The 19313-nt window shown below is 45.9% G+C and carries 16 protein-coding genes; 11 read left to right on the top strand and 5 right to left on the bottom strand.

Annotated features, from left to right (window positions below; all coding sequences use genetic code 11):
• Position 1 precedes the first annotated feature (1 nt).
• Positions 2-2497 (bottom strand): ABC transporter ATP-binding protein/permease, encoded by a 2496-nt coding sequence (locus ACZ5PW_RS07690; RefSeq protein WP_464559544.1) that lies wholly within the window; start codon positions 2495-2497, stop codon positions 2-4.
• 308 nt (positions 2498-2805) lie between these two features.
• Between ACZ5PW_RS07690 and ACZ5PW_RS07695 the strand changes: the two genes are divergently transcribed.
• From ACZ5PW_RS07695 to ACZ5PW_RS07725, 7 genes are all read left to right on the top strand, one after another.
• Positions 2806-3249 (top strand): ATP-binding protein, encoded by a 444-nt coding sequence (locus ACZ5PW_RS07695; protein ID WP_464559546.1) that lies wholly within the window; start codon positions 2806-2808, stop codon positions 3247-3249.
• 116 nt (positions 3250-3365) lie between these two features.
• On the top strand, positions 3366-3704 hold the full coding sequence (locus ACZ5PW_RS07700; protein WP_464559548.1) for an STAS domain-containing protein: 339 nt from the start codon (positions 3366-3368) through the stop codon (positions 3702-3704).
• A 117-nt stretch (positions 3705-3821) separates the two neighbouring features.
• Positions 3822-5171, top strand: coding sequence for an APC family permease (locus ACZ5PW_RS07705; protein ID WP_464559550.1), 1350 nt, complete (start codon positions 3822-3824; stop codon positions 5169-5171).
• Between the two features lie 216 nt (positions 5172-5387).
• Positions 5388-5762: a rhodanese-related (seleno)protein gene (locus ACZ5PW_RS07710; RefSeq protein ID WP_464560375.1), complete on the top strand. Its 375-nt coding sequence runs from the start codon at positions 5388-5390 to the stop codon at positions 5760-5762.
• 415 nt (positions 5763-6177) lie between these two features.
• The gene (gene aroL, locus ACZ5PW_RS07715; RefSeq protein WP_464559552.1) at positions 6178-6705 is read left to right on the top strand and encodes a shikimate kinase AroL; all 528 of its coding nucleotides are present in this window, start codon (positions 6178-6180) and stop codon (positions 6703-6705) included.
• A gap of 2 nt (positions 6706-6707) precedes the next feature.
• On the top strand, positions 6708-7760 hold the full coding sequence (gene aroC, locus ACZ5PW_RS07720; protein ID WP_464559554.1) for a chorismate synthase: 1053 nt from the start codon (positions 6708-6710) through the stop codon (positions 7758-7760).
• A gap of 7 nt (positions 7761-7767) precedes the next feature.
• Complete coding sequence (locus tag ACZ5PW_RS07725) at positions 7768-8235, top strand: pyridoxamine 5'-phosphate oxidase family protein (RefSeq protein ID WP_464559556.1); 468 nt, start codon at positions 7768-7770, stop codon at positions 8233-8235.
• A 176-nt stretch (positions 8236-8411) separates the two neighbouring features.
• On the opposite strand, the gene tdh is transcribed toward ACZ5PW_RS07725, so the two are convergent.
• Together tdh and ACZ5PW_RS07735 are read right to left on the bottom strand one after the other, a co-directional pair.
• Entirely contained in the window at positions 8412-9446 is a 1035-nt protein-coding gene (gene tdh / locus ACZ5PW_RS07730; protein WP_464559558.1) for an L-threonine 3-dehydrogenase, read from the bottom strand.
• Positions 9447-9552: 106 nt separating this feature from the next.
• Positions 9553-10743 carry a glycine C-acetyltransferase gene (locus ACZ5PW_RS07735; protein WP_464559560.1) on the bottom strand — a complete coding sequence of 397 codons (1191 nt, stop codon included), beginning with the start codon at positions 10741-10743 and terminating at the stop codon, positions 9553-9555.
• A gap of 231 nt (positions 10744-10974) precedes the next feature.
• Between ACZ5PW_RS07735 and ACZ5PW_RS07740 the strand changes: the two genes are divergently transcribed.
• Positions 10975-11436: an Lrp/AsnC family transcriptional regulator gene (locus ACZ5PW_RS07740; protein WP_464559562.1), complete on the top strand. Its 462-nt coding sequence runs from the start codon at positions 10975-10977 to the stop codon at positions 11434-11436.
• Between the two features lie 110 nt (positions 11437-11546).
• Here the strand turns inward: ACZ5PW_RS07740 and ACZ5PW_RS07745 are convergent, their stop codons facing one another.
• Positions 11547-12608 (bottom strand): hypothetical protein, encoded by a 1062-nt coding sequence (locus ACZ5PW_RS07745; RefSeq protein ID WP_464559564.1) that lies wholly within the window; start codon positions 12606-12608, stop codon positions 11547-11549.
• Positions 12609-12847: 239 nt separating this feature from the next.
• On the opposite strand from ACZ5PW_RS07745, the gene ACZ5PW_RS07750 reads away from it, so the two are divergent.
• From ACZ5PW_RS07750 to ACZ5PW_RS07760, 3 genes are all read left to right on the top strand, one after another.
• Entirely contained in the window at positions 12848-15139 is a 2292-nt protein-coding gene (locus ACZ5PW_RS07750) for an ATP-binding protein (RefSeq protein WP_464559566.1), read from the top strand.
• Positions 15140-15405: 266 nt separating this feature from the next.
• Positions 15406-17490, top strand: coding sequence for a methyl-accepting chemotaxis protein (locus ACZ5PW_RS07755; protein WP_464559568.1), 2085 nt, complete (start codon positions 15406-15408; stop codon positions 17488-17490).
• A gap of 425 nt (positions 17491-17915) precedes the next feature.
• Positions 17916-18557: a GntR family transcriptional regulator gene (locus ACZ5PW_RS07760; RefSeq protein WP_464559570.1), complete on the top strand. Its 642-nt coding sequence runs from the start codon at positions 17916-17918 to the stop codon at positions 18555-18557.
• 42 nt (positions 18558-18599) lie between these two features.
• Here ACZ5PW_RS07760 and ACZ5PW_RS07765 read toward each other — a convergent pair whose 3' ends face one another.
• Entirely contained in the window at positions 18600-19265 is a 666-nt protein-coding gene (locus tag ACZ5PW_RS07765; protein ID WP_464559572.1) for a BON domain-containing protein, read from the bottom strand.
• Positions 19266-19313 lie beyond the last annotated feature (48 nt).

Genomic DNA, 19313 nt, shown 5'->3' on the forward strand with positions numbered 1-19313 from the left:
ACTAATGTGCTCCGTGTACTAATTCATAAAGCAGGCCTTTTTTGGCCATCAGTTCATCATATGTGCCTATTTCCATAAGCTTACCGGCCTTCATTACCGCCACTTTGTCGTAGTTTTTGATGGTATCGAGCCTGTGAATAACCGAGATTAAAGTGGACTTTCCTTTCCATTTTGTTTCAAGAAGTCCCTGAATTCTGTTCTGAGATCTGTTATCCAGCGCCGAAGTCGCCTCATCCATGATCATGATGGGAGGATTCTTGAGAAAAGTTCTGGCGATTGCCAGTTTTTGTCTCTGCCCACCGGAGAGCTTGTCTCCCTTGGTTCCCACTTCAAATTCCATCCCCAGTTCAACCACGGTTTCCAGCAGGTCTTCCTCGATAAGTAACTGAATCATGGATTGGTTGATGGTATCCTGAACCCTTGGATGATCTGTTTTGGGCTTACCGAACAGGATGTTATCCAGAATTGTCTGAGATGGAATGAATTCGGACATCTGGTAAAAGCTGAAGGTTTCCGGTCGTTCTTCACTGACTTTGTTGTTGAACATTTTACGTCCATCGAGGATCAGCCCTTTCAGTATTGAGGGCAGGGCGACAATCTTGTGTTTGCCCGGAACAAAACTCAGGGCCAGAAGAAGAATCATTTCCCGGTCACGTCCCTCGATTTCCTGCAGTGTTTTTTCCTCTATACGTGTTACGATTTCTTTATAATCTTCGAATTCCTCAGTGGGAATTGGGCTTTGCTCAAAGAAAACTTCATCAGGGGGTAAATTGCCCAGAATATCCACTGTCTGCCTGGCCAGTTCCCTTCCCAGGCTGAGGAGAGGGGTTTCAAGCTGAGCTTCCCTGAGGAAATCGAGGAAGAATTCATTGCTGACCAGTTCCCGGCCGGAAAATGAATTATCATTGGCATGGCCGAAGGTTATGTTTCCAGCTACGCTGGAAAATTCTAGGTATTCGCCTTCCCGGTAGAACTCGACATGTTCTGCAAGTTTCTCACCGAAATCAGCATGGAAGTTCTTGCGGACCCTTACAAGCCTTTCAGACAGTTCAGCTTCTTTTGCCGGATCAAGAAGGGTGTTGAGGCCGAATCTCAGAACATCGACAAAAATACCGGCCTGCTGGATGGCCTCGATCATATTGTCGCGGCTGGGCATCTTCGTGTCTATGTCCGGATCTCCCTCCAGTACAGCGGCACACGAGTATAGCAGGTTGTCTTTTATCGAACCTGAGAAAATGAACGGATCCTGGGCTACTATACCCATATTGTGAATCATGTCGGCCTTTGTTAGTTCTGCAACTTCATAACCGTCTATTTTGACCGATCCGCCCGAATACTTGTACAGTTGGGAAATACATTGGGCCAGAGTACTTTTCCCACTGCCCGAAAAACCGACAAGGGCCATCTGTTCTCCGGGCTTCAGCCTCATGTTGATCTGTTTCAACAGCCTGATGTTTCCAGAAACTGTGAATCCCAGGTTCTGGACCTCAATATTACCGGTCATTTTGACTGGCTCGCGCCCTTCAGGCTCAAGTTTGAACTCGGGCTTGTAGTCAAAGTATTCCATGACTCTTTTATAACGTACCTGAGAATCGTTATGGACTTGATAGAAGTCCATAAGCTCTTTCCACGGATCGTATATTTTTTCGTAGGCGGAGAGGAAAGCGACAAGAGCACCAAGGTCAAAACGACCCTGAATAGCAAGATAACCACCGACTATAAACAGCAGAAACGGGCCGAGGTTCTGAAAAAAATTGTTAAGAACCTTGATCCCCTGTTTGTAAAGAATCCATGTGATTCTGATTTTGAAAAGCTTGTCGACGAATGAGCCGTATTTTCGGTTTTCAATGCGGTAGGAACCGTTGCCGTGAATTTCGTGTATTCCGGAGATTGTTTCGTTGATGTGGCTGCTCAGGTTTCTGGTTGTATCGACTCTTTTTTTGTTGGCCTTGTTGGATTTTTTCTGAAGCTTTGGAACCAGGTAAATCACGAAGGGGTAGAGAGCTATTGATATACCGGCCATGATCGGATTGAGATAGAACATGTACCCGGCGAATGCTATGAGGGTCAGCAGGTTGGTTACCGGAACGGCTACAGATTGTCCTACGTATTCACCGGCCGGAGCCAGTTCCGTGACTAGAGATGAAACCACCATTCCGGGGTTGGCTTTTCTGAAATACCCCAGAGGCAGGGTGAGAATATGCGCGTAAAGCTCTTTTCTCATGCTGGCCAGAGCCTCCTGCCCAATATACGTCTGGAGAACGGTTATCAGGTATTTCAGGAGACTGGCGGCCACCACTGAGGCGATGTAAAATCCGCAATACATGAAAAGCAGGTCAACCTTGCGCATGCTGATCGCCTGGTTGATGATTTTTTTCTGCATCTCCAGAGGGACCAGTCTTATGGATACCGTAACCAGAATAACAGCCAGAAGAATTAACTGCAGTTTGAGATTGCTGTTTTTCACCCAGTAAGTCAGAGGACGTTTGGTGATCATTCAGAACTCCTGTTAGTTCATTATGAATAAGTCGGTTCAGACGTTTTATGTCTTTAAAACTCAGGAGATTCAATCATTCCTGAATTTTCAGTATTGTTATAAAAAGTAATTCCGAAGCATTTAGGCCTCTATCTAAAATTTGTACTCATATTATCAGCTGAAAAGCTTAAAAAGTAGTTTTTGTTGACATAAAGAGCCTGACTTTCAAAAAATTATTACCTTTATGTTGACGCAGGGACAAGGGTTTTCTAACTTGATTGTGGTTAATTCGCACATTTGTCCACAATCGGGAAAAAGAGGATTAAGTTTTGGTAGATGAACAAGGTCCGTCAGTAAACGGTCGTATTATATCTTCATTTTCACTCAAGTCGGATCTTTCCGAGCTCAAGGTGCTGGCCGAGAAGGTTGAAAGTTTCGGTGAAGAGAATGATATTTCCCCAAAGGTCGTATTTGAACTTAACCTTGTACTGGATGAACTCTTCACCAATCTGGTAAATCATGGTTGTCATCTGGATTCGCATAATTTTGAAATCAGAATGCAGCTTGAAGCCGGGTCTATCTATATAGATATAGAAGATGACGGCAGGAAGTTTAACCCGCTTGAAACCGGAGAGCCGGATATCAAGTGTGATTGTTCCGAGCGGAAAATAGGTGGGCTGGGCATACATTTCATGCGAAAAATGATGGACAGCATAGAGTATGCTTTTAAAAACGGCAAAAACAGATTGAAGTTGACCAAAAATATCCAGTAGTTTTATTTTGGACACTAGAGAAGACCATGCTGCATGGTTAATATATTTTTCAAAAAATTCCGGTATGACAACAGGGTATGTCCGGAAATGAAATCAGGTTGAATACGGAGGAGACAATGGGCCTTGAAGTCGGTGAATTGAAAAATGACGGGATCATTACTTTTGAGCTGAAAGGACGCCTTGATTCTAATACATCCAATGATTTTGAAGAAAGGCTGCTGGGATCAATCCAGAATGGTGAAAACAGGATTATTCTTGACTTTGGCAACCTTGAATATATATCCAGTGCCGGGCTTAGGGTGTTGCTCAAGGCTGCCCGTGAGCTTAAAGGCGGTGACGGTCAGCTGTTGCTGTGTTCTCTTAAGGATTATATAAGGGAAGTTTTCGACCTTTCGGGGTTTGTGGCTTTTCTGCCGATCTATGAGACCAGGGATGAATGCGTAGCCGCTTTCTAGGTTTGTCCCGGTCAGATCCGGGGGTACGGATCTATATTGTATAATGGCTTCCTGTCCGGTGATTTACGGGCAGGAAGTTTTTTCATAATCACCGGCTTGTGCAATGGAGGGTTGTTTATGAGCGGTTTATTCACGTCACTTGCTGTAATGATGTCCCCTCGGGGACTGGCCGCCGCCGGCAACGGTACCGGAATAGGCGGAGTTGCTTTTCTCGGGGTTCTGGCTCTGGCTGCGTTCGCATCTATCGTTACCGCCCGCAACATGGAATCTCTGGGAACCGGAAAAGTCAGGTTGACCCGTGCGGACAATTTTGTTTTCGGTTTTCTTGATTCTGCCCGGCTTTTTACCCTGACTGTCATGGCCGTTTCCTGGCTGGGGATAGCGGGGTATGCGGTAAATGAAATATTCTTTTTGTGGTTTCCAAATCTCGGGGCATCTTTTCTTATCTTGGCTTTGGCTGTGATTGCCTGCATTATTGCTGATGAAAACGGGATGGATGTTTTCACTATATGTCTTACCCTGGGTTTTTGTGCCTTTCTGTATGTTGCGGTCATGTCCACGCAGCCAGCTGATTCCGGGGCTGGGTATCCGACTGTAGTTCCCGGGATGATTTCCCCGGTTGTTCCTGAGTCTTTAATTTCATCAGGTCCTTTTGGCTGGTTGCAGCTTCTTTTCCTGTCAGTATTTGTTTTTATCGGTTTTGACCTGCCGCTTGCATTTGAAAACAGGGCACGCCGTGCAATTCCAGCCGTTCTTCTGGCGCTTCTGGCTTTTGCCGCTTTTGGTTGGGCTGCACTTCTTCTTGACTCTCCCGACAGGCTTGCGGAAACAACTGTCCCGCATCTGCTGATGGCAGGGCAGGGATTGGGTGAACTCGGGCGCTGTCTTGTGGGAGGAGCGGTTATTCTGATTTCCCTTGCAGGTGTTCTGGGATTTTTTATGCTTGCAGGGAAGCGCATTGAGTCTGTTCTTACTGAAGATTACAGGAAATATGCCACCAAGGGAGCTGCTGTTCTCATTGCGATCATTATAGGCGTGCTTCTTGCCACAGGATGGGCGGGCGAAGACGCGCTTGAATCCTTTATCTCAGCCGGACTGTGTTTCTGGTTCGGAACCTACGCGCTGATCGATCTGATTCATCTGGCAGGTCTCCGCAGAATGCGCAGGGGGCTTTTTTCTTTTCTGCCGGGATTAATGGCTGCGTTTGTCCATGCCGGAGCAGCCGCTTATTGTGCTCTGCATATACAGTTTCCGGAGCATTTTTATTATTCACTCGGTGGCATGGCCGCCGCAGGTCTTGTTTTCGGGGTGGGCAGCTATCTGGAGTCCAAACCTCTCATAGCGGAAATTGAGGCCCGTGAAGCCGCGAAAGCTGAAGAGGAAAACGATATTGACGAGGAAAATGAGAGTGAAGAAGCCGTTCCAGACACAGAAGATGATGCCTTGAAGATAGTCGATTACAAGTAGTTTTCCACAATAATTCAATTATAATGGGGGAGTACCGCAGACGGTGCTTCCTCTTTTTTTATTATTAAATCCTATCATTAATTCTTGTTCTCTTGAGATTATCTGATAATATATCATTCAAGATTGGAAAATTATTTCAGAGTGCGTAGGTCTGAAAATTTAATGGAGGATAGAATGATCAAAGGCTTTGTTACATCTCTGGTTGCAGTCTTTTTTATGGCGGCATCCGGATTTTTATTGTTACCAGATACCGTATCGGCGGAAGACATCCCTCGTATTTCAGTGGAACAACTCAACCGTAGTCTTGATAATGAAAAACTGGTGATTGTCGATGCCCGCAGCGGGTCAGATTGGCGGGGCAGCGGTCTCAAGGTCAAAGGAGCACTGCGCGGCAAGGCCGGGCAGGAGGATGAATGGGCTAAAGATCTACCTAAGGATTCAGAGATTGTAATTTATTGCGCCTGACCCAACGAGTACACCAGCTCCCGTGTGGGGCGGACTCTCAAGAAAATGGGTTTTGAAAATGTAAGTGCACTTCTTGGCGGATGGCATCAGTGGAACCGTTCCGGTTATCCCGTTGAAGACAAATAGATTTGATAATTAATCAGATCCCCCCCGGCTTAGTCTGTCTATGCCGGGGGGCTTTGTTTGAATGACGTTTCAATTCAACGGATAATTCAAGAGTAGACAATCATTCGTCTTATTGGAAGGCTGTCTGCTCTTATCAAGGTTTTGTGGACAGAGATCTTCAGCCGCGGACCTTGACAAGTCACCCGGAAATCCTGTTAATTACTTGAAGACGTTGCTTACCATCCTGCAGCTTTTCATTACATCAGTTCGTCTGTTACAGCTTGAGCTGGACTCCCTTTTATTTTCCGGTCAATCGACCGTTTCAGCCGTACCGTATCGGTACTGCTTCTTTCACTGCAGTTTAGTTAGAGAGTTGTAATCATTGCGATTCTGCCTTTTTGTCCTATCTGTATAAAATTCGTGAACAGGAGATCATGTGTCCAATATTTACCTAATCGGTCCACGGGCCTGCGGAAAAACCACAGTGGGCAGACTTCTGGCGGAACAATTAAACCGCAGATTTTACGACAGCGATGCCTTGATTGTTGAAAAGGCCGGGTGTGAAATTTCCGAGTATGTCGAAAAAAACAGCTGGGAAGCATTTCGCGATCTTGAAGCTGAAATTCTGGCTTTATTGAGCGGGAATGATGATTCCATTGTGTCCTGTGGAGGTGGTATTGTTGTGCGGGAAGAGAACTTGAGTGTTCTTAAGAACGGCTTCACTGTCTATCTTAAGACCGATGTGGATGTACTTTCAGCGAGGTTGAGCGCGGATCCGGCAAATGGGCAGCGTCCTTCCCTTACCGGAAAATCTCTTGTTGAGGAGATCCGTGAAGTTCTGGATGCACGTGAAGCTCTATACAGTGGTTGCGCAACTCTCATTGTTAATGGATCGGGGGCTGTAGATGAAGTCTGCGCTAAAATTATGGATGGATATAAATCCTTTGATCAGGGAGATATTTAAATATGAGTGGAAGTTCATTCGGGAATCTTTTCAAAGTCACTACTTATGGCGAATCTCACGGTCCGGGACTTGGTGGTGTTATCGATGGTTGTCCGGCCGGAATTGAACTTGACGAGGAAATGATCCAATTGGAACTGGACAGGCGCAAACCCGGTCAGGGAATTGCCAGCACCGCGCGCAAGGAAGCCGATCAGGTTAAAATTTTATCCGGTGTTTTCGAAGGCAGAACCACGGGAACTCCGATTGGATTCCATATTGATAACACTGATCAGCGGTCCCGTGATTATTCTGACATAATGAATGTTTACCGGCCCGGACACGCGGATTATACTTTTGACGCCAAGTACGGGTTCAGGGACTACCGAGGTGGAGGGAGATCGTCAGGACGCGAAACAGTGTCCAGAGTTGCCGCCGGTGCTGTTGCTCAGGAATTTTTACGCCAGCAGTCGATTGAATGCATGGCCTACACTACTAAGATCGGTGGGATTGATGCCGCTGTAGTGTCACCGGAACGTGCCTGTGAGTCTCCTTTTTTTGCAGCGGACCCGGATATAGTACCCAAATGGGAAGAGCGGGTGAAAGAAGTACGCTCACATGGGGATACTCTTGGCGGTGTTGTAGAAGTCTGCATCAGGAATGTTCCTGCCGGACTGGGAGAACCTGTGTTTGATAAAATTGACGCCAGACTGGCCTATGCTTTGATGTCTGTGGGAGCGGTTAAAGGTGTCGAGATCGGCTCCGGATGTGCCGCTGCGGATTCTCTGGGCAGTGAGAATAACGATTTCATGGATGGAGATGGTTTTGCTTCAAACAATGCCGGTGGTATCCTTGGAGGCATATCAAGCGGGCAGGACATTGTTGTCCGTGCTTACGTCAAACCCATACCTTCCATAAGCAAGCCGCAGCAGACCGTGGACCGTGAAGGTAAAGCAACCGAAATAAGAATCGGGGGAAGGCATGATATCTGTGCCATTCCACGGATTGTTCCGGTTCTAAAGGCTATGGCAATGCTTACTGTGGCGGATTTCGTTCTTTTGCAGCGTAGAATGGGGTAGGTTAATAATGTTCAGGGAAATAAGTAATAAGAAAAAGGTGCTGCCTGCAGAGGAAGCGGAAGAAATTCTGGTTTCGGGTGAGGAGGGTGTGCTGGCAACGGTAGGCGAAGATGGTTACCCTTATGCCGTCCCCCTAAACTATGTTTACCATAACGGAAGCATATATTTTCACTGTGCTTTGAAAGGGCATAAGCTGGATAATATAGCTTTCAGTTCAAAGGTTTCTTTCTGTGTTTATGTGGACACGGAACTGCTGCCCTCAAAGTTCAGCACAAAGTTTCGCAGCGTTGTTATATTCGGCAGGGCTGAAGAGGTGGAAGGGGATGAGAAGGAAGATGCTTTACTAGCTCTGGTACACAGGTTTTCCCCTGACCATGTTCCCGCCGGAGAGAAATACATCCGTAATGATATGGACAAGACAAGGGTGATTAAAATTAATATTGAGCATAAAACGGCCAAAGGTCGGGTTAAGTAGATTTTTCCACTGGTCAGCTGTGATGTTAAAACTTAAACGGTCGGATTGACATCTTATGTCAATCCGACCGTTTTTATTGCAAGTGATTTCCAAAAAGCTGAGCAACCTTTTTTACGGTCCTATAGGGGGCATAGGCCTGAAACGTTGCCGTCAGCTCTTTTTCGAATCTTCCGGAACTAACTCCAGTCAAGGATAACCTTGCCGGATTGGCCGGAGCGCATAATATCGAAGCCTTTCTGGAAATCATCAATTTTGAAGTGGTGTGTGATGGCTGCTGTTATATCCAGATTGGACTGCAGCATGGAAGCCATTTTGTACCAGGTTTCAAACATTTCACGACCGTAGATGCCTTTAAGTTTAAGTCCCTTGAACACGACCATGTTCCAGTCAATGGTTGTGCCTTCTGGCAGGATGCCGAGCAGGGCGATGTTTCCGCCGTGATTCATTTTGTCGAGCATTTCATTGAAAGCCTGCGGGCTCCCGGACATCTCTAGGCCGACATCAAAGCCTTCGCTCATCTGAAGTTCAGCCATCACGTCTTCAAGCTTTTCCTTAGACACGTTCACAGTCCGGGTTGCACCGAGCTGGGCTGCGATGTCGAGGCGGTAATCGTTCAGATCGGTAATTACCACATGGCGCGCGCCTGCATGCTTGGCAATGGCAACCGCCATGATGCCGATGGGCCCTGCTCCGGTGATGAGCACATCTTCACCTACGAGATCAAAGGAAAGGGCTGTGTGTGCTGCATTGCCGAGAGGGTCGAGAATTGAACCTACGTCATCGGAAATGGCATCGGTGAGTTTGAAAACATTTGATGCGGGAACACAGACATATTCAGCAAAGCAGCCGGGACGGTTCACACCTACACCTATGGTGTTGCGGCAGAGGTGTCTTTTCCCCGCACGGCAGTTACGGCAGTGCCCGCAGGTGACATGTCCTTCCGCGGAAACACGGTCTCCGAGAGCAAGTCCCTGAACTTCACTGCCCATTTTTTCAATGGTCCCCACAAATTCATGTCCCACTACCATGGGTACGGGAATCGTCTGCTGCGCCCATTTATCCCAATTGTAAATATGAATGTCAGTTCCGCAGATTGCGGTCTTTTTTACTTTGATAAGAACATCATTATGACCGCATTCGGGGACCGGAACTTCTTCCAGCCAGATGCCTTCCTCTGCTTTGCTTTTGACCAGAGCTTTCATTGTTTTCATCTTAAAACCTTATATTTGACTGTACCCTGCCTTTGGCGGGGCTCTTTAATTTTTAATCCGAACAGTGCCGGATAATCGTTCTCAGGCATAACTTAAATGGACTGAGTTAATCGATCACGCCCAGTTCGCGTCCGACTTTAATGAAAGCGTCCACGGCCCGGTTGACCTGCTCGGTGGTATGTCCGGCTGACATCTGGGTTCTGATCCGTGCAGCACCGCGGGGAACTACGGGGAAGCTGAATCCGATTACATAGATTCCTTCTTTGAGAAGTCCTTCCGCCATTTTCTGCGCCAGGACGGCATCGCCAAGCATCACCGGGATGATGGGATGGTTTCCGGGAACAAGGTTGAAACCTGCTTCACTCATGCGGGTACGGAACAGTTTACTGTTTTCTTCCAGCTGTTCACGAAGTTCCGGCTTGCGGTCAATCATGTTCAGCACTTCTATTGAGGTGGATGCAATAACAGGGGCAAGAGTGTTTGAGAAAAGGTAAGGACGTGATCTCTGGCGCAGCCATTCCACAATTTCCTTGCGACCGGAGGTGTATCCGCCGGACGCGCCGCCAAGGGCCTTGCCGAGGGTTCCGGTTATGATGTCGACACGGTCCATTACACCGCAGTATTCATGGGTTCCGCGGCCATTCTCGCCAATGAAACCCACAGCGTGTGAATCATCAACCATCACCAGTGCGTCATATTTGTCTGCGAGGTCGCAGACTGATTTGAGGTCGGCGATGATACCATCCATGGAAAACACACCGTCAGTAACAATCAGGCGGTAGCGGCAGTCCGCAGCGGCTTTGAGCTGCTCTTCAAGGTCAGCCATATCGTTGTTTTTGTAGCGAAATCGTTTGGCCTTGCAGAGCCTTACACCATCGATGATAGATGCATGGTTGAGTGCGTCACTGATGACAGCGTCTTCAGGACCGAGGATGGTTTCGAAAAGACCGCCGTTCGCGTCAAAGCAGGAGCTGTAGAGGATAGTGTCTTCAGTGCCCAGAAATTCGCTGATTTTGTTTTCCAGCTTTTTGTGGACGTCCTGTGTGCCGCAGATGAAACGAACAGACGAAAGACCGAATCCGTACTTGTCGAGAGCGTTCTTTCCCGCTTCGATCAGTTCGGGATTGTTGGCCAGTCCCAGATAGTTGTTGGCGCAGAAGTTGAGCACTTCCTGCCCCCCGGCTACAGAGATCTTTGCCTGCTGCTGGGATGTGATGATTCTTTCATCTTTGTAAAGACCTGCCGATTTGAGCTCTTCAGTCTGCTCGGAAAGTGACCTAAGGAAATTATTTTGCATATAGTTTTCTCCCGTCCGGAAATAGAGTTGCTTCGATATATTTAAAAAACTACATTATTATTGTTGTCAAGCAAAATTAAATGAACTTAAAACTATGAAACGAGTAAAAATGGTGCTCAAAATGTAATTTTGACTTAAAAAACGATTATATTGACGGATTTGTCATTTTGCCACTATGTATATTTCGTTATCTGGTAAAAAGACAAGTTATTTTGAAAAAGGAGATATCGCGTGAAAGACCGCCCTTTAGTTCTTGATGAGATCGATCGTAAAATTATTGAAGAATTACAGTGTAATGGACGCGAGTCGTATAAGAATATCGCGCGTAAGCTCGGCGTTTCCGACGGTACTGTAAGGTTGCGTACAGAAAGAATGATTAAAAATGATTATCTGCGTATTACCGCTTCAGTTAACCCGCTTTACTTTGAAAACAGCCTTATCGCCATGGTGGGAATAAACCTTGAAGAACGGGCCAACTCAGATATTATGGAAAAAATATCTAAAGTAAGCGGTGTCCAGTCAGTAATCAACGTATCCGGTAGATTTGACCTTTTAGTGGAAGTTTTTGTTCCTTCACGCAATGCGTTTCGCCAGTTTCTTGTGGATGATCTATCCCATGTAGGCGGGATCAAATCCACTGAAACCTTTATGTTCCTTGATGCCATCAATAAATGGGCTGAACATAAAGTTTGAATGTCATACGGCCTGTGATGGCCCTTATCTAGATCTGCCACCGAATATTTCAGCAAAAGGCAACAGCTTTAATCCGCTCTGGGTAAATTTTTATACAGTCCGTTAACAGGTTATTTAGGGGCTGTGTAAATTTTTTCATACCCGTAAGGGCTGATCTGAATCTGTTTGCCGTAGGAAAAAGGGTCTGCTTCTCTCATTATTGCCGGAGAGGGGCTTTGCCTTTTGAGTTGAATCCGCCTGGCTTTTTGTTTTTTGACATACATATCCATGCGTTCCCAGCGGTTGACCCATTGCTTGTAGAGCCTGAAAGCCGTTGTCATTTCTTCGTAGCTCTGATTGGGATCACCTTTGCGCCTGATGCCAAAGAAGTCCATGATCTGCTTGACCATGTATTTTCGTGGCTGAATATTACTTTTAGCTGAAGCCCGCAGCCTTTGCAGTTCTGTTTCATCTGGAGAAAGCTCTGCCGCTTCTCGCGCTTCTTTAGCCTTGAAGGCCAAAACAATCTGTCTAAGTTCCTTGATCTTTCTTGATCTGGAGTCCTTTTCGCTCGGCCGTTCAAGTCCTAGCGGAGTAAGTCCCAGTGAAAGAAAGATGTCCTTTCCGCTGGTCAGCACAGTCATATCAAAAATGGATTTTAGATTCAGTTCGGAATAGGGCTGATGATAGTAATTCTGTTCATCAATGTCTTCGGGGTCAAGGGTTCTTCGAGTGTAGGGCAGTTGACCGCTGCGATATGCTTCAAGTACCGCTTCAAGGGCTGGCGAGGGATTTATTTCACTTGCTTTGAGGGCTTTTTTTTCTGTTCTAATTATCTCGAGTGCTTTTTGTGAAGCTTTTTCCTCCTCATCCGTTTCTGTTTTGAAAGGGGCGGGGATAGTGGAATCTTTTACCTTTCTGATAATATCCATCAATTCCTGAGAAGGCGGAACATCTCCGGCATTATAAGGTTTTACTTCTTCACGGGGAGGTATGGTCCTTAATGATGGTGAGGCCAGTCCTTTTCCTGTCGTCTCCTTGCTGAACTTTCCTTCTGAGTTTCTAATAAGTGTCGAATTCTTCTGTTCGGGCATAGGCTGAATCGCGCCCAGGCATAATCCCGCGGTGGTGAGGATTACTAGTATTGCCGTCATAGTGTACCCGGCTGTTTTGGACGGAAGATTGCTATTCATATTCCTACTATATCCGATAACTTACAAAAATGATACTATCGGCCTGTAATATAAGGTGTATTTTTAAGTTATACCTGATTTTGGGGATTTTTAATAAGTATGTTAATGAATAAAGAAATATATTAGTTATTTATTCAGAATGTAAAGTTTATGGCTTAGCAATTTCAATTGATGTGTGCTATACTGAATCACGATTTGATTTACTTTCTGACCAGAGATTCTTTTTCCCGGTGGAGTTTATGGTTAAATTTTTCCGAATACGCAAGGGGCAGGTGCTGCCTTACAGGCTTCTAGTCTACATACTGATCTGCAGTTCCTTTTTTACTATTATAGGAACAAGCCTGCAGCTTTATATGGAGTACCGCAGTGATGTGGGTGAAATCCAGAAAGGTATGGAGCAGATAGAGCAGAGTTATCTGAATACTATTGCAGCAAGCCTTTGGGACATAAACATTGATCATGTTAAAATTCAGCTTGAAGGTGCGTTGAAGCTTCCGGGCATGCGCTATCTGGAAGTTGTGGAAATGTCGTTCGGATCTCTCGATCCGGTGGCTTCCATGGGTAGTGTGCCCGAAGGAACCAATGTAATAGAAAGAACTTTTCCCCTGATTCATGTGGTTGACGGCAAGAATGTTGAAGTCGGCCAGCTCAGGGCCATTGCTGGTCTTGATAATGTTTTTAAAAGATTGAGGTTGCGTGTTTTTGTTGTTCTGCTGACACAGGGCATTAAAACTTTTCTTGTGGCCCTGTTTATTCTGATGATCATTCATTATATGGTGACCCGCCATCTGCAGGCCATGGCTGAGTATGCCCAGGAAATGGATATCAACAAGCTTGATCGTAAACTGGTGCTCAACAGGCGCGGTAAACACAGAAAACCTGATGAAATAGACCGTGTGGCTCAGGCTTTCAATGAAATGCGGCTTAACCTTATAAGGGATATCGCGGAAAGAAAGAAAGCCGAAGAAGCTTTGAAAGAAGCTAATATGATTGTTGAAAAAAGTCCGGTCGTTCTGTTCAAATGGCGCAATGAGGACGGCTGGCCTGTTGAACTTGTCTCACAGAATGTTTCCCAGCTCGGGATTCAGGCGGATGATTTTCTTTCCGGCAGAATAAAATACGTGGAAATTATTCATCCGGAAGATGTTGAGAGAGTGGGGGCGGAAATTGCCCACTATACTGAGCATGGTGTAGACCATTTCATGCAGAAATACAGGATTATCGATCCTTCGGGCAGGGTTTACTGGCTTGAGGACAGTACGGTTATCGTCCGGGATTCAGAGGGGCAGGTCATTTCGTATCTGGGTATTGCTTCAGATGCCACGGAAAGGGTGATGGCGGAAAACGAACTGGCCAGATTGCGTAATTTGCTCAAGAACACCATTGATTCCATGCCTACGGCTTTAGTCGGTGTGGACGAACAAATCCGTATCAACCAGTGGAACAGGTCCGCCGAGGAAGAAACCGGTAAGAGTTTTGAGGAAGTTCGCGGTAATCATCTTCTGGATATATTCCCCCAGCTTGAGAATGAGATGGGCCTGATAATTGAGGCTGTTACAGAGCTTGAAGTCAAGGAAAAAAACAAGATCCCCTTCAATTTTGAAGGTGAGGTCCATTACAAGAATATCAAGATTTATCCCCTGCTGGAAAGTGAAGACGGCCGTGGAGCTGTCTTGCTGATTGATGATGTGACTATGAAGTCCCGTCTCGAAGACATGATGATCCAGACGGAAAAGATGATGTCTGTCGGCGGTCTGGCTGCGGGTATGGCCCATGAGATTAACAATCCTCTGGGGGCGGTTCTTTCAGGTGTCCAGGGGACCGAGAGAAGACTCTCCCCTTCTCTCAATAAGAATATCGAAGTGGCTTCTGAGCTTGGGCTTGATCTGAACAAGGTCCATGAATACATGGATAAAAGAGGTATTCTCGGATACCTGCGCGGGATAAGTGATGCTGGACGAAGAGCAGCCAGAATTGTTCGTAATATGCTCGAATTCAGTCGCAAAAGTGAGTCTTCGAGAACCGAGATTAATGTTCGTGGAATTCTTGAAAAAGCTCTCAGCCTTGCAGAAAATGATTATGATCTTAAAAAGAAATATGATTTCAAAACCATCGAAGTACGGCGTGATTATGAGCAGGGTCTGCCTCCCGTAAGCATGACGGAAACGGAAATTGAGCAGGTTTTTCTGAATCTGTTCAAGAATGCGGCCCAGGCAATGGCTGATAAGGATTACATTGACGAGCGTCCCAATATAACTTTGCGGACCCGCAAAGACGGTGATTATGTTTTGATTGAGGTTGAAGACAATGGTCCGGGAATGCCTGAGGATGTGAGGAAAAGGGTTTTCGAGCCATTCTATACTACCAAGCGTGTAGGTCTGGGAACCGGGCTTGGGTTGTCAGTATCCTATTTTATAATCACCAGAAACCACGAAGGTGAATTCTTTGTGGAATCGGAGATGGGTAAAGGTTCAAAGTTCATAATAAGGCTTCCGGCTGTTAAGAAAAAAACTGGTCCTGCAGATTTGTGATTTAGACTTTGTCATCAGCGCTAAGCTCTGATCGGGTTTCTAAAAAATGGAAGGTCCCTTTTTGCTTTTATGGCAGAATGGGGCCTTTGTTTTTACAGTTAGTTGTTTTGACGGTTGTATTATTATTGTTTTGAAAATATTTCGCTAAATGTTTGGTAAAAATTTTAAAAAAACTTAATATAAATTGACAGTGTAGTTAAATAAACTCGTTTACTTTGCTGTTACCTGTGTGTGCTGGGGCGTAATTTTTTATTAGGGAGTGTGCTATGACTATTAAAAACAAACTTATCTTCATGGTTTTGATTGCAGTCTTGCTGTCTGTTGCGGGGCTTTCGTCGACTGCTTACTTTAAAATGACAGGAATGGCTGAGTCTTTTTTTTCCGAATCTTCTCTCAATGAATTGAAGCAGGTAGACAACTTCATTTCTGATTTCATGCATCAGGCCAGGCAGAATGTTAAATATGTTTCACTTGAGCCGGTTGTTCTTGATTCGTTCGGTAATAACCCTAATTTTGTTCAGGATAAGAGCCTGGACAGGGTTGACCGTGTCCGCATGAATGAGAAGGGGAAGGCTGTTTATGATCTGTATGGTCGTATTGCCGATAGCCATGATTCCTACGACTTTGTTTTTGCGGGTATGAAGGATGGCGGATTCAATATGTATCCTGCCGACTCCATGCCCAAAGGGTATGATCCCCGTGAGAGGCCATGGTACAAAGAAGCGCTTGCCGCTCCCGGAGATACTGCCATCAGTAAGGCATACAAATCCACGACCGGACTGGCGGTAAGCAGTGTCATGGGGAAAGTACGTAAGGATGGGGAAATTATCGGTGTTGTTGGAATCGATATCAATCTATCTACCCTCACTAATGTGGTTTCGGATATCAAAATTGGTAAAACAGGATATATAATGCTGATGGAAGGGGATGGAACAATTCTTTCCGACCCTGTTCATCCTGATTTCCTGTTTAAAAAAGCCGGAGAGGTGGATGATGCTGGAATTCAGCGCATAGGTTCTCTTGAGAATGAGCTTGCAACCGTATTTGTAGAAGGTACAGAAAAGTTTGTCAGGGTTTATACTTCTCCGGATCTCGGGTGGAAACTTGCCTTGATGATAGATAAGTCCGAAATAATGGCCGGAGCTTATTCCACTTTGAAGGATACTTTTCTCATAGGACTCGGGATAGCCGTTGTGCTCTGTGTATTCGGCTGGATCGTTGCCCGCTCAATTGCCAACCCTATTCAGATTCTGGTCGGGACGGCTCAGGAGGTTTCAGCGGGCAGGTATGATATTGAAATGGATGACTCTATGTTCAGCGGCGAGTTGCGCACCTTGCAGCTTGCTCTGGAGAACATGGTTGAGAATCTTGTGGAGCTTCTCAAAACCACTGAAGAGAAAGGTCTTGAGGCCGAAGAGCAGACCCGTCTTGCAAAGAAGGCGCTTGCGGAAACAGAAGAAGCAAGAGCAGAGGCGGAAAAAGCCAAACGCGAAGGAATATTGCAGGCAGCCGGACATCTTGAGAAACTGGTCTCTCAGGTGACCAGTGCTTCACAGGAGCTTTCCGCGCAGATTGAGCAGTCCCGCGCGGGAGCTGATTCCCAGCGCGAAAGGACTTCTGAAGCTGCAACGGCAATGGAAGAAATGAATGCCTCAGTGTTTGAGGTTGCTCAAAATGCATCTCGCGCTGCTGAAAGTGCTGACAGTGCAAAAAATCAGGCCGAAGAAGGTGGACGGATCGTTCAGAATGTAATTTCAAGTATAGGCGAGGTTCACTCTGCTGCCGACCAGATGTCTTCAGGGCTTGAAAAGCTGGGCAGTCAGGCTGAGGGAATCGGTAAAGTCATGAACGTAATTACCGACATTGCAGACCAGACCAATCTTCTTGCTCTCAACGCTGCTATCGAGGCCGCACGGGCAGGTGAGGCCGGGAGAGGGTTTGCAGTTGTGGCCGATGAGGTTCGTAAGCTTGCCGAGAAGACAATGGATGCAACTAAAGAGGTGGGCGAGGCAGTTTCCGCAATACAGTCAGGTACCCGTAACAGTATGAATGATATGAAAAACGCCTCGGGGATAGTTGAAATCAGCACTACCTATGCTTCAGACGCCGGGGAATCCCTTTCCTCCATTGTCAGAATTGTAGAGGAAACTGCAGATCAGGTGAGGTCAATAGCTACAGCCTCAGAAGAGCAGTCTGCTGCATCAGAGGAAATCAACCGAAATACTGATGAAGTAAATCGTATTGCATCTGAAACATCACAGGCAATGGAAGAATCCTCACAGGCTGTTCACGAGCTTTCCCGGCTTTCGGAAGAGTTGCAGTCTGTTATTGATGATTTGAAAAAAGTCTAGATAAGACCTGCCGTTTTTTAGTATAGGCCGTTTCGCAGTCCGCGGGCGGCCTTTTTTGCGTTATGTCTAGAATATTTATTAATAAAGCTTGGTTTTGATATAACGTGAAAAAAGTAACAATAGATTGTCGGTATTAATAGGTTGGTGGGAAGAAAAGCTTCAGTTAGGGTTTAGGTGTATTTTGTTATATATATAATAACATCCTGTATTGTTATCTTTGTTGCATAAGATAAATGATATTTTGAGCTTAAAATGGATGATAATAAAGATTGCCGACTGTTAAGAATAATATATTGTCGATGCGGGCACACCGTGCTTGATATTATTACGGAACCTGCTAGTGTTTCGCCATCGGATTTAATGCATTTGCTGGGGGGAGATGCATAATCTCGTTACTGATTTGCCGTCTCTAAGGGGTTAGACCTATGACAATGAACGAGGGTATCAAGCGACGTGTGTTGCGTGATGATGTGGTTGAACACATTGTCGACAGTATTTTAAATGAAACTTTAAAGCCCGGCGACAAGATCGTTGAAACAAGGATTTCACGGGAGCTCAACGTCAGTCAGGGTGCTGTTCGTGAAGCTATCCGGGATCTCACAGCCCGGGGGTTTGTCGAAACTGAGCCATACAAAGGTTCCAGAGTGAGGACTCTTTCCGAGGATGATATGGCGGATTATCTGGCCGTTCGAAGAGAACTTGAGCCGATAGCAGTCATCTGGGGGATGAAGATAAAGTCGATTGGCCTTCAGGAACTCGATTCCATCGTGGATACCATGAGTGAAGGGGTCAAATGCCGTGATCTCGATACTATCCGCAAGTCCGATCTGCAGTTTCACCGCAGTCTGGTTCATTTCTCAGGAAACAATTCTCTTATCAGGTCGTGGGAAGCTCTTGCCAACGATTACTGGATTTACACAATAGCCAAAAGGGAATTCGGTAAAAACGGAGATATTTCGAACCACGCACAAGAACACAGACTCATTGTGGATGCGATAAAGTCAGGTGATTTGGAGCTGGTAAAGTCAAGGATACATAGTCATTTTGATTATGACATATCCAATTAAGGAGTTCTTCGCCGGCAACTGGCTGGCGGGCATGCCCTGCATTTACCTGATTGCGGATGCCACTTTTCTGCTTCTGGTTGAGTAGCGGTTTTCTCTGCTTGACCGTATGAATGACTTAACTGATTTTACTCCGCTGACTCTTGCAGCAATCTGGCGGGCCGAAACTGCTTCGGTCAGTGTTCCCACACGTCCCATGAGCACTATGTTGCAATGTACTGACTTTACAGCAAAGTTTGTTCCCCATACCGAAGAGTCATCCAGCAGAGCTGTTTTTACTGCCATCTGCAGCATGTAGTCATCAGCTGAACTGCATTGCGGGTTTTCTTTTTCGGCAAACATATAAGTTGTCAGGGAATTAACTTTTCTTGTTCTCTTCACTATATTGCGGATGCGCTGAAAATCATCCTTGTCATCGTATTCGCCAATTACATACACATGTCCGTTGTATGAATAAGTGCTCAGTTCAAGTATGTTGAGTTCTTTTTCGCCCATTATTGCCGTTTGAATATTGGTCTCTATCATCTCATCTTCAACGATTGTCTGGAAACCTCTTTCATCGGTACTGATGGCGTATGCTGTCATTACGCTGCCAGCAGCCGAAGGTATCATCATCGGCCCGGGCAGCGGGGGGATCAGCACGCTTGCAGAGCAGCCGCTTAAGAGGCTGGCGGTGAACATCACGAAAAGTATGACCAGTGTATTGCGCATCTCCGTATAATCCTTGATTAGATGGTTCGGCTACAGAGAAGCAAAAGG

Source organism: Maridesulfovibrio salinus, assembly GCF_055394525.1.